Here is a 14,590-nt window from a genome sequence, read left to right as displayed (position 1 = left end):
CCGTACAAACCCATGGTTGGCACTCACTACAATTTTTGATTCATTTCAAAACATTTCAGAGAGACCTAAACCATGCGCATGATTCGCCGCACTTTTGTCGCCACGGCCGTAGCCGCCACTGCAACGCTGGCTGCCGGCACTGCTTTTGCTCAGGGCAAGGAAGTCAAGATTGGCTATGCGCTGGCGATCAATTCGCACTACGGTGCAGCCGCCAACGCCTGGGGCGAAGGCGTGGAAAAAGGCACGAACGGTGCCTACAAGTTCAAGCAGTTCCCTGCATCCGCGCTGGGCGGCGAACGCGAGCTGATCGAAGGTCTGCAGCTGGGCACCGTGGAAGCGGCTATCGTCTCCACCGGCGCACTGAGCAACTTTGTGCCTGACGTGGGCGTGGTGGACATCCCCTTCCTGTTCCGCGACACACAACATGCACGCGCCGTGATGGATGGTGCTTTTGGTCAGGACCTGCTAGCCAAGTTCCAGAAGCGCGGTCTGATCGCTCTGGCCTGGGGCGAGCAAGGCTTTCGCCACCTGAGCAACAACAAGCATGCCGTCAACGGCGTGCCCGACCTCAAGGGTCTGAAGATTCGCGTGACCGAGAACCCCGTGCACATCACGGCCTTCCGCACCCTTGGCGCATCGCCTACCCCCATGTCCTGGCCCGAAGTGATCGGCGCTCTGCAGCAAGGCACGATCGACGGCCAGGAAAATCCTGTGTCCGTGCTGGTGTCCGCCAAGCTGTGGCAAGTGCAAAAGCACCTGACTCTGACTTCGCACGTCTACGCCCCCATGGCTCTGATCGTGTCGCCCTCGTTCTGGGGCTCACTGAACGCCAGCCAGAAGGCAGCCTTCACCGAAGGTGCCAAGAAAGGCGCCATCGCATCGCGCGGCTTTGTGGACAGCGTGGAAAAGAAGGGTGTTGAAGAAGCCAAGGCCAACGGCATGAAGGTCGTTGAAAAGGTGGACCAAGCCGCCTTCCGCACCGCGCTGGAACCCGCCTACAAGGAATACGCCAAGAAGTTTGGCCAGAAGACCCTGGACTCCATCACCAGCGTGAAGTAATTCGCGTCTGAGTCCTTACAGCCGGTGGCACACGTCACCGGCTTCTCCATCTGAGTGCCATGCGCATCAGACGTTGAGGACTGCGGGCACTCCGAATGGAAACTCATGCCTTGCGCGGCATGATGACCTCATCTCTTTTCTGCTCTTCAACACGGCACTCACCGTGCACGCTGTTGACGCCCCACTTCCTATGCTTGATCGTATCGAACGCACTCTTGTCGCTGGCAACCGCTGGCTGCTCATCGTGCTGTTGCTGGCCATGGCCTGCATCGTTTTTGCCAATGTGGTGCTGCGCTACACCACGGGTGACTCCATTGTCTGGGCCGAAGAAGTGGCTCGTCACATGATGATCTGGGTCACCTTTCTGGGTGCCGGTCTCGTGCTGCGCTTTGGCGGCCATGTGGCCATCGACAATCTGCACCGCAGCGTCAGCACCCGCAGCGCCCAGTACATTCGCGGCTTTGTCGTCATCAGTCTGCTCGTGTTCTTTGCCGTGATGACCGTCGCGTCTTCGCAGTATGTCTATGCCACGCGCTTTCAGACCACGGCGGCCACGGACATCCCCATCTCCTACATCTACGGCGCCATGCCTGTTGGCTTTGTGCTGATGTTTGTCCACCTGCTCTTCATTTCCCGTGGCTATATCAAGGCCGGCGACTTTGCCGAGTCCGACGAAATGGACGCCGACGCAGCCGCGTCCATCTAAGACAGCACAGGTTCACACATCATGGGTATCACTTTATTTATTGCCATCATCGTCCTGCTCACGCTGGGCTTTCCGGTGGCATTCGCGCTGGCTATCTCAGCAGCGCTGGCGGTGTTTGTTGGCGGACGTTATCCACAACTGATCGTCTTCAAGGAAATGTTCACGGGCATCGACAGCTTTCCGCTGATGGCTGTTCCCTTCTTCATTCTGGCCGCCGAGCTGATGTCAGGCGGTGCGCTCACGCATGTTCTGCTGCGCTTTGCGGCGCAGTTTGTCGGCCATCTGCGGGGCGGCCTCGGTTATGCCAACGTCATGTCGCTCACGCTGTTCTCGGGCATCTCCGGCTCGGCGCTGGCCGATGCAGCTGGTCCCGGTTCGATGATGGTCAAGATGATGGACAAGGCCGGCTACAGCCGCCCCTATGCTGCGGCTCTCACCGCGAGCACCGCCATCGTCGGCCCCATCATTCCGCCATCGGTCAGCATGATCATCTATGCGCTGCAGGATGAAAACGTGTCCGTGGGCGGCCTGTTCATGGCGGGTTTTATCCCCGGCATTTTGATTGCGCTGGCCATGGCCGCCGTCAACTGGTGGGTCTGCAAAAAGCGTGACTACCGCTCGACAGAGCCTCGCCCTTCGGCACGCGAAATGTGGGTCAACAGCTTCAAGGCCATCCCTGCGCTGATGCTGATCGTGCTCATCGTCGTTGGCATTCGTTTTGGCATCTTCACGCCCACAGAAGCCTCTGTGGTCGCCGTGTTCTACGCACTGGTCTGCGGCAAGTGGGTGTACCGCACGCTGCAGTGGTCGGCCATGCCCGGCATTCTGGCGCGCTCAGCCATGCTCACCGCATCCGTGCTGCTGGTGATGGCGACTTCGGCCGCCTTTGCCTGGGTGCTGACGGTGGAAGGCATTCCACAATACCTGTCCGAGCTGATCGTGAGCTGGGAGCTGTCCCCCGTGATGTTCCTGGTCGCGGTGAACATCTTGCTGCTGGTCTTCGGCATATTCATGGAGCCGCTGCCAGGCGTGATGATTCTGGTGCCCATTCTGGCCCCCATCGCTTTCAGCCTTGGCATTGATCCCACGCACTTTGCCATGGTGGTGATCGTCAACCTCACACTGGGCATGATTACGCCGCCCGTGGGTGGCCTGCTGTTTGTGACCTCGGTTGCCACGCGCGTCTCGATTACCGACCTGACGCGCGAGATGCCGCTGTTCCTGCTCGCGCACTTTGTCGTGCTGTGCATGCTGACCTTTATCCCCCAGATATCGACCTGGCTGCCGCACCTGCTGGGCTTCCAGTAAGACGCTGAGTAAGCCTAAAAGGGCTGCCCAATCGCAAGATTGGCAGCCCTTTTTCATGGCCGCAACTGCAATAGTTCAAGTTCGACTGGTGGGCACAATAGAAGCATCTCTCCACAAGAACACCGTCCATGAAGCAACTTCTGTCTTTACTGGCACTGCTGGCCATCAGCCCCGGAGCCTTGGCCATCATGAAATGCAGCAATGGGACTCAGACCTGGTATCAGGATGCACCCTGTCACTCCGGCATGCAGGCCACGGAGATTCAGACAGCGCCTGCGCCCATACTGGCTGCGCCGCTGGCGGGTAGTGGCCAGGTCGTGACGCTGCCGCAAGAGCCCACCCGCCCATTACCGCCGCCACCCGCGCACATTCCAGCCAGCGTCTATGAGCAAGAGGCCAAGCTCTGCCTGGCCTGGTACCAGAAGGAAATGCAGCTGCCACCCGGCACCCAATATCTAGACTTCACCAAAGAGCAACGGGTGCTGACCATCACCATTCCGGTGCGCGCATCCATCGTCAACCAATTTGGCATCGTGAACGAGACGACGTTCAACAAAAAAGCCTCGTGCGAAATTCACAACGGCAAGCTGGACAACGACTGGACGCGCATCCACGCCAAGCGCGGCGGCTGGATTCAGTGATCTACGTGGTCTGAACGCCGATGCCATGCAACAGTGCCTGCATAACCATCCGCCAGCGCCACGGGTGTGCATTGCAGGCATGCCAGAGAGGTTTCGAGTTCTGCGCTCCACTCCACCAGCCCCACACCCGCGCATTTCAAACGAGCTTCCTGCGTTGCCCACGCGCTTGCAAAAGCTTTGAAAAACAGAGCATCTTGCGCAACACCATCAAGCGCTTGAACCGCATTTGGCGCTAAGAAAATTTGAGCCACCGCCAGTAATTCACGGCGCGATACTCCATCGTTCACGGCCTGAATATCCACGCCCACCGGCCCGCCGTCATGCCAGGCCAGCAGAGCCAGTCCCGGCGCATGGCTGATAGAGCAAAAGGGCTGGCCAAGCCTCTCGCCATACAGCCACAGATGCGGTGCCTCGTTGCGCTGGTTGCTGATCTGCAAGGCAGCTTCAGGACAGCCCAAATCCTGGGCCAGACAGCTGCGCAAGGCTGCACGGACCTGCAATCGCGCCTGCTCTCTGTCATGGCTCAAGCCCTGCACCAGCCGCAACTGCGGGGCAGTGTGCAGGGATTCGCCATCTACAAAGCAGTGCTGAACCTGCATTCGCTTATGCCGCCCTGGGCACGACCGGAGCAGCGGGGGCACCTTGCCAGTGCGTGGCCGCAGGCAAAGCCTCGCCCTTCATCACCAGCGTCAGCGGCCCCAGCTGCACGCCGTCACCCACCGTTGCGCCATACAGCACCGTGCAGCGGGCACCCATGGTCACGCGGCTACCTATGAGTACCTGGTCGATCTTCATCACCCGGTCTTCAAACAGATGCGTCTGCGGGCAGCAAAGTGCATTGAGTTCGCTGTGCTCACCGATCTGCACACAGTCGTGCTCGGTGATGTCTGTGGTATCGAGCCAGGCACTGGAGGCAATGCGGCTACCCATCAGGTTCAGGGCAAGCGGCAGCCAGGGCGTGCCGCGCAGATAGCGCAGGAAATTGGGAACCGCCAGGCCTTCATACAGATTGGTAACCGCTTCAGAGAGCCAGACAAATGGCGTCCACATGGGCACGGCTGTCTTGCTGTAGCGGCGCACGGCCAGCCATTTGAAGAGCGCCACCAGCACAAAGACCACCATGCCAAAGATCACCCCTGAAATAGCCAGATCCAGCACCACAGCGCCCCAGCGATCGGCAGAGGCCAGCGGCATAGCATCCAGCACCACGGCGTAACCCACGGCAATCACCAGCGCATGGGGCACGGCGATGCGAAAGGCCTCCACCAGCCCGCGCCCCACGCGCCGCCACAGCGACGGTGTAAACGTCAAATGCTCGGGGTAGCCCTGAGCCACCTCGCGCGCAGGCAGGTTGATGGCAGGCGAGCCCAGCCAAGTATCGCCACTCTGCATATCGGCATTGCGCGGCACGGCCGTCATCACGCCGACGAGCACGTTCTCGGGGATGGTCGAGCCATCAGGCACATAAGCCCCGTTGCCAATAAAACTGCGGCGCGAAACGACCGTGGGTTTGACCGTCATCCAGCCGCCGTCGATATGTTCATCGCCCAGCATCACCGCATCGGCCACAAAGCATTCATCGCCCAGCGTCAGCATGTCGGGCACCACGCCCAAAGCGGTAGACAACTCCGTCTGCTTGCCCACCTTGGCACCCAGCAGTCGGTACCAGGTCGATGAATACACCGTGGCATAAATGCCGTGCAGCGTACTCAGGCTAGCCTCTTGAATCTGGTTGACCATCCACTTGCCCAGATAGCGGCGGCTGTGAATGGACCAGGTGCCCGCCTTGGTGCGTGGCAAAAACAGATAGCGCACCAAGGCCGCTACCAGCACCGTGCAGGCCACCAGCACCGCGCTGGCAGGCAGGGCCAGCAGGAAGAATTTAATGAAGCGCAGCACAAAGGCACCGCCCGCATCGACAATGCCTTGCTCCAGCAGCGGCCTGACCGAAATTTCCTCAATATCCAGAATATCGATCAGCATGAAGGTCGGGAAAACCGGCATGAAGAACAGCGTAGCAACCAGCAGACCGCCAGTCAGATAGACCAGCATTTCAACGGCCTTGCGCAGGCGGCCCACCAGGTGGCGCGGCTGCAGGCTGGCAGGATCGAAACGACCTACTTCTCGCGCAGGCGACCCCGCCCACACGCTGCGTGCAGGCAGTACCGTGCCATCGGCCAGTGCGGACTGGCCTTCTAGATGCGCCCAGTCTTCCAGCCGCGTATTGCCTTCAATCACCACATACGAGCCAATGCAGACTTCATTGCCAATATCGATGTGGCCCAGCACCAGCTCGCCGCCTTCAACGCGGGCATTCTCCAGACTGACCGCATTGCCTATGCTCGCGCCGTCGCCAATGCGCAGCAGATCAGGGGCACGCACCGTCATCGAGCCCAGATTGCATTCATGCCCCACCTTCGCGCCCAGCATGCGCAGCCACATCGGGTGCAGCGATGAGCCGGTAATCATGGCCAGTGGCACGGCGTCCACCAGCCTGTCGGCCAGCCACCAGCGGAAATACGTCAAGCCCCACAGCGGGTAGCGGCCCGGCTTCAATCGCCCTGCGATCAGCCACTTTCCGGCCCCAGCAATCGCGAACTCGGCCAGCGTTGCAATGGCAAATGCCAGCACCGACATGGCGACGGCAAACGGCACGGAGTCCATCTCATCGCCGGTGAAGAAATGGTAGGTAAAAAACGGCGCCAGCCACTGGGCCATCTTGATAAGCACCAGCAGCGGAATCACCAGCGCCTGCGCCGCCCCGCAGCGCCAGCGCCGCCACGCGGAGTGAATACGGAAAGGGCGCTCCTGCGCCTCAGCATCCCCCACGGACATGACCGCCTGCAAGGCCTCGGCAATCAAACCGATCTTTCGCTGCTGATAAATCGTGCTCACGGTCGCCTGCGCAAAGCGCGGGTCAGCGCGCAGCTGCGAGATCAAGCGTGCGGCAAACAGCGAATGCCCACCCAGGTCGCTGAAAAAATCCAGCCCACGACGCACCGGCTGCCCGGGGAAAAGTTGAGCCAGTGCGGCAAACAGCAGCTCCTCGGCCGGCGTCTCTGGTGTATCGGAATCTGACAATTCCGCCACCGTGGACAGCGGCATGGCCTTGAGCGCCTTGCGGTCGATCTTGCCCGAGGTCAGGCGCGGCATCTCGCTCAAGGCATCAAAGCGGGCGGGCACCATATAGGGCGGCAGCCGCTCGGCCAGCGCGCTGCGCAGCGCCGATGGCGTGGGCGGTTCATCGGTGGGCACGTAAAAGGCCACCAGTTGATCCATGCCGTCATCCTTGCGCAGCAGCACCGCCGTGGTGCCCACGCCCGGTTGCTGCGCCAGCACGGCTTCAATCTCGCCCAGTTCCACCCGAAATCCGCGAATCTTGACCTGATCATCGGCCCGGCCCAGACAGTGAATCTGCCCCTGCTCATCAATGCGTGCCAGATCACCCGTGCGGTACAGGCGTTCGTCCTGCGGCCCATTGGCCCAGGGGTTGTGCAAAAATTTCTCGGCCGTCAGTTCTGGCCGGCCCAGATAGCCTGCCGCCACTCCGGGGCCGGTAATGCACAGCTCGCCCACCTCGCCCTGCGGCAGACCGTACAGCGCGGGTGCTGTGCCTGCGGCAAAGCTGTCCGCCTCAATCACCTGCACCACCACCATGGCGTAATTGGGCAGGGGCGAGCCAATGGTCACGGGCTCGCCCGCCTTGAGTTCAGCCAGACTGGCCGATACCGTGGCCTCGGTAGGCCCGTAGGTGTTGAACATCTGACGGGACGCATGGGCCCAGCGCGCCACCAGTGTTTCAGGGCACATCTCACCGCCCAGATTGATGAGGCGCAGACTGGGCACATCCTGCGCGAACAGCGCCAGCAGCGTGGGCACGGCATGCAGCACCGTGACCTGCTGCGCAATCAGCGCCTGAGGCAGGGCCTCGGGGTCGCCAGCAATTTCGCGCGGGGCCAGCCATAGCGTGGCCCCCACCAGATAGCTGATCCAGATTTCCTCGAACGACATGTCAAAGGCCACCGAGAAGCCTTGATACACCTTGTCGCTCTGGCGCACGCCAAGGCGTGCATTCTCACTGCGCAAAAAATGGCAGATGCTGCCCTGCGTGATGGCAATACCTTTGGGCTTGCCCGTGGAGCCGCTGGTGTAGATCACATAGGCCGGGTGGCTGGGCAGTGCGCCCTCACGGCGGCGCAGATCAACACCTTGGGGCAATGCCGCCAGCAGATCAACTTCTGAAAATATCTGCGCCGTAATGCTCTGCTGCGCTTGTACTGCTTGCGTATGCAGCTGCGTAATCAATAGCGCCTTGGCCTGTGCATCTTCAAGGCAGGTCGCAATGCGCTCCAGCGGGGTTTCAGCATCAAAGGGCAGCCAGGCTGCCCCGGTCTTGGCAATGGCCAGTTGCAGGGTCAGCAACTCGATGCCGCGCGGCAGCCACAGGCCCACCATGTCGCCGGGGCGTATGCCGGCCTCGATCAGCCGGTGGGCTGCAAGGCTGGCCTCGGCATCCAGCTGGGCATAGCTGCGTTGCCGCAGCTGATCGCCCTGCCCCTCAATCAGCACAATCTGCTCAGGATGGGCAGCAGCCGTTGCTTCAAAAATATCCGCCAGCACCTCATGGCGCAGCAAGTCCGGCCTTTCAGGCCCGCGCAAGACAACCGTTTCAGACATGGATTCAGCAGCAACCCCGGATGCAACCACACACCCGGACACCGTGGTGCCACTCATTTCTCCACGCTGATTATTCGGAGCAGCGTGGAGTTTCTGTGTAGTGCTCAACCCTTGATCAATATTTTTATTGCATCACTGCCGTGCCAGAACCGGAGCCAATGCCTTGCCTGTGTGGGTACCGATCTTGACCAGCTCCTCTGGAGTGCCCTCAGCCACGATGCGGCCGCCGTCATTGCCGCCTTCAGGGCCCAGATCAATGATCCAGTCCGCCTCGGCAATCACGTCCAGGTCATGCTCGATGACGATGACGCTGTGGCCACCATCCACCAAGCGGTGCAGCACGTGGATGAGCTTGTCCACATCCGCCATGTGCAGTCCCACTGTGGGCTCATCCAGTACATACAGCGTATGCGGTGCCTTCTGGCCACGGCGGCCAATCTCGTCACGCACCTTGGTCAGTTCGGTCACCAGCTTGATGCGCTGGGCCTCTCCACCGCTCAGCGTAGGCGAGGGCTGGCCCAGCGTGAGATAGCCCAGCCCCACATCCTTGAGCAGCTGCAGCGGGTGCGCAATGGAAGGCATGGCGGCAAAGAACTCCACCGCCTCATCGACCTCCATCTGCAGCACATCACCAATGCTCTTGCCGCGCCAGGTCACGGCCAGCGTCTCGGGGTTAAAGCGCGCGCCGTGGCAGACTTCGCAAGCCACTTTCACATCGGGCAAAAAGCTCATTTCGATGGTGCGCACGCCCTGCCCTTCGCAGGCCGGGCAGCGGCCTTCGCCGGTGTTGAAAGAGAAGCGCCCCGCCGCATAGCCGCGCGCCTTGGCCTCCAGGGTCTCGGCAAACAGCTTGCGGATCGTGTCCCAGAAACCGATATAGGTGGCCGGGCAGGAGCGCGGCGTCTTGCCAATCGGTGTCTGATCGACTTCCAGCACGCGGTCCACCGTCTCGAAGCCCTTGATGCCCTTGCAGCCGACCAGCTTGGGCGACTGCCCCGCATCCATGGCATCGCGCCCGGCCTTGGTCGATCGCTGCTGCACCCAGGCCGCCACATTGGTCAGCAACACATCGCGCGCCAGCGTGGACTTGCCGGAACCAGACACACCCGTCACAGCCACCAGTCGCTTGAGCGGCACGCGAGCATCCACGTTCTGCAGGTTGTGCAGATTGGCACCCAGCACGCTGAGCCAGCGCAGTGCATTACTGTCCTCAGACACTACATTTTCAATAGCTGCTACCACCTTCTTTTTCTTGGTTTTAGATGGTTTTATCTCTGAAACCGCTACATCAACGGCGCTAGTAGCTTCTGCATTGATAGCAGACGACTCTGCAACCGATGCTGCTGGCGGCTCGCCCTCGCCCACCCACAGGCGTGGCTTGAAGGGGTGGCGCATGGCGTGCAGCAGGTAGCGGCCAGTGACGGATTCCTCGGCTGCCATGATGTCAGCCACCGAACCTTGAGCGACCAGACGACCGCCACGAATACCAGCACTGGGTCCAATATCGATGATGTGATCGGCACGGCGAATCGTGTCCTCGTCATGCTCCACCACCACCAGCGTATTGCCCTTGTCACCAAGCTTGTGCAGGGCGTTCAGCAGGATCTGGTTGTCGCGTGCATGCAGGCCAATCGTAGGCTCATCCAGCACATAGCAGACGCCCTGCAGATTGCTGCCCAGCTGGGCGGCAAGGCGAATACGCTGCGCCTCGCCGCCACTGAGCGTAGGCGCGCCACGGTCCAGCGTCAGATAGTTGAGGCCAACCTCTTCGAGGAATTCAAGACGGCTCTGAATTTCAGGAATCAGGTCGCGTGCAATATCGCTTTCACGACCCGACAGCGCCAGCTGCTGCACCCAGCGGCGCACATCGGTTACCGAGAGCTGCGCCACATCGGTAATGCCGACATTGTGAAATTTCACGGCCCGCGCCGTGGGGTTCAGTCGCGTGCCATGGCACTTGGGGCATGCCACTTCGGCGAGATCTTCCACTTCCTGGCCCTCGAACTTCACTTCGCGGCCCCGGTTGTCTTCGGCCAGCAAGGTGTCGTCATAGACCTTGCGCTGGTCCTTGGTCAGCTTCACGCCCGTGCCCACGCAGTCGGGGCACCAGCCATGCTTGCTGTTGTACGAGAACAGACGCGGGTCCAGCTCGGCATAGCTGGTGGCACAAACCGGGCAGGCGCGCTGGGTGGAGAACACCTGCAGCGCACCAATACCCGCCGTGCTCTGCCCACCCTGCATGGCATCGGCCAGATTTTCCAGGCCTGACAGCACATGCAGCACACCTTTGCCAATCTCCAGCGCCTGACGCAGATGAGCGCGCAGCTCTTTCTCGGTGGCAGCAGTCACCGTCACGCTGGCCACGGGCAGCTCGATCGTGTGTTCCTTGAAGCGGTCGATGCGTGGAAAACCCGTGGTCGGCAGAAACTCGCCATCCACCCGCAGATGGGTGTAGCCCTTGGGCCTGGCCCAGTCGGCCAGCTCGGTATAGACGCCCTTGCGGTTGACGACCAGCGGCGCCAGCAGGCCAATGGTCTGGCCACGGAAGTTCGTCATCAGCTGCGCGGCAATGCTTTCCTCTGTTTGCGGCTGCACGATGGCATCGTCGTGAATACAGTGCTGAATGCCCAGTTTGACGTAGAGCAAGCGCAGGAAATGCCAGACCTCGGTGGTCGTGCCCACCGTGGACTTTCGCCCACCGCGAGACAGGCGCTGCTCAATCGCCACCGTCGGCGGAATGCCATACACAGCATCCACTTCGGGCCGGCCTGCGGGCTGGACGATGGAGCGTGCATAGGCATTGAGCGATTCGAGATAGCGGCGCTGGCCTTCGTTGAACAGAATATCGAACGCCAGCGTGGACTTGCCCGAGCCTGAAACACCCGTCACCACATTGAACTTGCCGCGCGGAATATCCACGCTTAGCGACTTGAGGTTGTGCTCTTTGGCGTTGACGATTTCAATCGCATTCTTGGCCTGTGGCGCTTGTGCCGCCTTGGCTCTGCGCTCTGGTTTGTAGAGCATGGGGGCGACTTCACGCACCGCCTCGCCGCCCACACCCATGGCCAGGTCGTATTCACGCAGGGCCTGCGCCGTGTGCGATGCCTTCACATGGCGCACATCTTCAGGCGTACCTTGGGCCACGATCAGACCGCCGCCGTCGCCGCCTTCGGGCCCCAGATCAATCAGCCAGTCGCTGGCGCGAATCACGTCCAGGTTGTGCTCGATGACGATCAACGAATGCCCGGCTTCGAGCAGCTTTCGCAGCGCACGCATGAGCTTGGCAATGTCTTCAAAGTGCAAGCCCGTGGTGGGCTCGTCAAACAGGAACAGCGTGCCTTTTTTGGCCAGCGACTGCTTGCTTTTGGACTGCGCCTTGGCGGCCTCGGCCAGAAAGCCTGCCAGCTTCAAACGCTGGGCTTCGCCGCCCGATAAGGTAGGCACGGGCTGGCCCAGCTTCACATATTCCAGCCCCACATCAACAATGGGCTGCAGCGCACGAATCACATCACGGTCTTGAGAGAACAACAACGCAGCTTCGGCGACGGTCAAATCCAGCACATCGGCCACATTCAAGGACTGACCATTGCGCTCGATTTTCACTTCCAGAATTTCGGGGCGATAACGTGTGCCGTTGCAGTCGGGGCAGCGCAGATACACGTCCGAGAGAAACTGCATCTCCACATGCTCAAAGCCCGATCCACCGCAGGTAGGGCAGCGCCCGTCACCGCTGTTGAAGCTGAACTTGGAAGCGGTGTAACCGCGCTGGCGCGACAGCGGTGCCACGGCAAACAGCTCGCGCAGCGCATCCCAGGCCCCCACATAGCTGACCGGGTTGGAGCGCGCCGTTTTGCCAATGGGCGACTGGTCGACAAACATCACATCGGCCAGATGATCCGCGCCCATCAGGCGCTCAAACGCACCAGCCGCATCGGTCGGTTTACCAAAGTGGCGCATCAGTGCGGGAACCAGTACATCCTGAATCAGCGTGGATTTTCCAGATCCTGACACGCCAGTAATCGTCACCAGACGCTGCAGCGGAAAGTCCACGCTAATGTCTTGCAAGTTGTGCTCGCGCGCGCCTTCCAGAATCAGACGCGGCGTGGAATCAAGCACCATGCGTTTGAGCCCGAAACCGACTTGCTTGCGCCCCCCCATATAGGCACCGGTCAAGGTGTCGGCAGTGCGCAGCTCATCGGGTGTTCCGTCAAACACGATATTGCCGCCGCGCGCACCCGGGCCGGGGCCCATGTCGATCACGCGGTCAGCGGCAAACATGACAGCCGGGTCATGCTCCACCACCACCAGCGTATTGCCGGCATCGCGCAGGCGCTGCATGGCTTCGGTGATTCGCTCCATGTCACGCGGGTGCAGACCAATGGATGGCTCATCGAGCACAAATAGCGTGTTGACCAGCGAGGTGCCCAACGCCGTGGTCAGGTTAATACGCTGCACCTCGCCGCCGCTGAGCGTGCGGCTCTGACGGTCTAGCGTGAGATAGCCAATGCCCACGTCGCACAGATACTGCAGTCGCGTCATGACTTCTGCGTGCAGCATTTTGAGCGCCTGCGCCTCGCCATCGTTCTTATCGGTATCGGCGCTTGGTGCCAGCTGAGCAAAGAATTCGCGCAGCCGCGTAATGGGCAGTCGCATCAAATCATGGAGGCACAGGCCGGGTAGACCTTCCAGTTGCTCGCGACTCCACTTCACGCCCTGCGGCATAAAGCGCTGGTATCGACCACTGTCATCATGGGCGGGAAGCACCGCATCGGCAGCCTGCTTGCCACCGATGCGCCAGAGCAAGCTCTCGGTCTTGAGGCGGGCACCGCCGCAAGTGGGGCATTCGGTGTAGCTGCGGTACTTGGACAGCAGCACCCGGATATGCATCTTGTAGGCCTTGCTTTCCAGATATTCAAAGTAGCGGCGAATGCCGTACCAGGTCTGGCTCCACTTGCCGTTCCAGTTGGGCGAGCCTTCGATCACCCAGTCTTTTTGTTCTTTGGTCAGCTTGGCCCAGGCGGTATCGCGCGGAATGCCTTCGGCCTCGGAGTGGCGCATCAGGTCATCTTGGATTTCCTTCCACGCCGGGGTCTGAATCGGCTTGATGGCACCCGTGCGCAGCGTGAGCTTGTCGTTGGGAATGACCAACCCCCAGTCCACCCCGATCACGCGGCCAAAACCGCGACAGGCATCGCAGGCGCCCACGGCCGAGTTGAAGGAGAACAGCGAGGGAATGGGCTGCAGGTAAGTCAGATTGCTTTCGGGGCAATGCAGGCCTTGCGAGAATTTCCACAGCTCAGGCTCGGCCTCGACTCCACTCTCAGGCAGCACATAAACCGTGAGACGGCCACTGCCACGCTTGAGGCCGACTTCAATCGCCTCCATGACTCGCACACGCTCCGCCTTGCTGAGGCGAAAGCGATCAGCAATCACATCCAGCACCTTGATTTTTTCAGGTGCCGCTTTGGTCTTCTTGCCCTTGGCGGGAACGTCTTCACCCGCTGGCAGAGCACGCTCTACCTCTCGCTCGGCCTGTACCTTGGTAAAGCCGCTGGCAGACAGCCATTGCTCCACTTCTTCTGCTGTCGTATTGGCAGGCAGCTCGACCGGAAAGGTGATGGCAATACGCGGGTCGCCCGCCGCTTCGCAGCGCTGCGCCAGAGCGGCATAAATGGTGTCTGCCGTATCGTGGCTGACTGGCAGTGCCGTCTCTCGGTCAAACAGACTGCCAGCACGCGCAAACAGCAGCTTGAGGTGATCGTTAATCTCCGTCATCGTTCCCACAGTAGAGCGGGAGTTACGCACGGGATTGGTCTGGTCAATCGCAATCGCGGGGGGTACGCCTTCGACCTTATCCACCGCAGGCTTGTCCATGCGATCCAGGAACTGACGCGCATAGGCCGAGAAGGTCTCTACATAGCGGCGCTGGCCTTCGGCGTACAGCGTATCGAACACCAGGCTGGACTTGCCCGAGCCACTGGGGCCCGTGACCACGGTCAGCTCACCGGTGCGGATATCGATGTCCAGATTGCGAAGATTGTGCTGGCGTGCACCACGGATACGAATCAGGCCCTGCGTCATGTTCTGCGGTCTTTTCTATGGAGGCCAAACATTCTAGGCAGTCCTGACATGTACCGCAGATCTACACGTGCATTACGACTTTGCAAAATCACTAAGTCACCCAAAAGAAAAAGCCCCG

7 protein-coding genes are annotated in these 14,590 nt (G+C 60.7%); 4 read left to right on the top strand and 3 right to left on the bottom strand.

Going from position 1 to position 14,590, the window contains the following annotated elements; all coding sequences use genetic code 11:
* Nucleotides 1–72 precede the first annotated feature (72 nt).
* The 4 genes from RSF91_RS03370 to RSF91_RS03355 all read left to right on the top strand — a co-directional run bounded on the left by RSF91_RS03370 (nucleotide 73) and on the right by RSF91_RS03355 (nucleotide 3,714).
* The gene (locus tag RSF91_RS03370; protein WP_332567086.1) at nucleotides 73–1,059 is read left to right on the top strand and encodes a TRAP transporter substrate-binding protein; all 987 of its coding nucleotides are present in this window, start codon (nucleotides 73–75) and stop codon (nucleotides 1,057–1,059) included.
* A gap of 190 nt (nucleotides 1,060–1,249) precedes the next feature.
* Nucleotides 1,250–1,765: a TRAP transporter small permease gene (locus RSF91_RS03365; protein WP_332567085.1), complete on the top strand. Its 516-nt coding sequence runs from the start codon at nucleotides 1,250–1,252 to the stop codon at nucleotides 1,763–1,765.
* Nucleotides 1,766–1,786: 21 nt separating this feature from the next.
* On the top strand, nucleotides 1,787–3,073 hold the full coding sequence (locus RSF91_RS03360; RefSeq protein WP_332567084.1) for a TRAP transporter large permease: 1,287 nt from the start codon (nucleotides 1,787–1,789) through the stop codon (nucleotides 3,071–3,073).
* A gap of 128 nt (nucleotides 3,074–3,201) precedes the next feature.
* Nucleotides 3,202–3,714, top strand: coding sequence for a hypothetical protein (locus RSF91_RS03355; protein ID WP_332567083.1), 513 nt, complete (start codon nucleotides 3,202–3,204; stop codon nucleotides 3,712–3,714).
* On the opposite strand, the gene RSF91_RS03350 is transcribed toward RSF91_RS03355, so the two are convergent.
* The 3 genes from RSF91_RS03350 to uvrA form a co-directional block, all read right to left on the bottom strand.
* Nucleotides 3,708–4,313, bottom strand: a complete 606-nt coding sequence (locus RSF91_RS03350) for a 4'-phosphopantetheinyl transferase family protein (RefSeq protein ID WP_332567082.1) — start codon at nucleotides 4,311–4,313, stop codon at nucleotides 3,708–3,710. The genes RSF91_RS03355 and RSF91_RS03350 overlap by 7 nt on opposite strands.
* 4 nt (nucleotides 4,314–4,317) lie before the next feature.
* A complete protein-coding gene (locus RSF91_RS03345; RefSeq protein WP_332567081.1) occupies nucleotides 4,318–8,391 on the bottom strand; it encodes a Pls/PosA family non-ribosomal peptide synthetase in 4,074 nt (1,357 codons plus the stop codon).
* Nucleotides 8,392–8,523: 132 nt separating this feature from the next.
* A complete protein-coding gene (uvrA, locus tag RSF91_RS03340; RefSeq protein ID WP_332567080.1) occupies nucleotides 8,524–14,472 on the bottom strand; it encodes an excinuclease ABC subunit UvrA in 5,949 nt (1,982 codons plus the stop codon).
* Nucleotides 14,473–14,590: the final 118 nt, after the last annotated feature.

It is taken from the genome of Comamonas sp. (assembly GCF_036643215.1).
Taxonomy (GTDB): domain Bacteria; phylum Pseudomonadota; class Gammaproteobacteria; order Burkholderiales; family Burkholderiaceae_C; genus Comamonas.
Note: the sequence above shows the minus strand (reverse complement) of the source record. Positions and strands in the feature narration are given on the sequence as shown.